The sequence below is a fragment of the Pelomicrobium sp. G1 genome (genome assembly GCF_051905455.1).
Lineage (GTDB): Bacteria > Pseudomonadota > Gammaproteobacteria > Burkholderiales > UBA6910 > Pelomicrobium.
Genome location: NZ_JBQACR010000041.1, coordinates 726 through 1,101 on the forward strand (window position 1 = coordinate 726; position 376 = coordinate 1,101).

Sequence of the window (376 nt, forward strand, 5' to 3'; positions counted from 1 at the left end):
ATTTCATGCTGCTCCTCCCGCAGCAGATCTACGACGCGGCGGACCCACTCCTCGCCGATCGTTGCGCCCAGGCCGGCCTTGTCGTACACGAGCCTGGCGATTCCGCCGGTCGCTCCGCGCTCGGTATCCTTGACGAGCGGCTCGAACTTGAATCCCGATACCGAACGGCTCCGCAGCGCCGGGGGCCGATCGAGCATGAAGAAGACCGCGCCCCTCTCGTGCTCCGCGATCGAAAGCCCGTAGGGCTCGGCGGTCAACCAGCTCCACGGTGTCTTCTTGGGATCGAGGAACGACTGATAGAAGTCGAAGGACACAGCCCGTTTTCGGCGCATGAAATCGAGCAGCGCGCGCACGAGCACCGTGCCTTGGTCAACAG

1 protein-coding gene is annotated in these 376 nt (G+C 64.1%); it reads right to left on the bottom strand.

Annotation, left to right across the window (positions count from 1 at the left end; translation table 11 throughout):
- Positions 1 to 353, bottom strand: a 353-nt coding sequence (locus ACTFO6_RS17265; RefSeq protein ID WP_439935671.1) for a hypothetical protein, incomplete at its 3' end; no start/stop codon positions are given.
- Between the last annotated feature and the right edge of the window lie 23 nt (positions 354 to 376).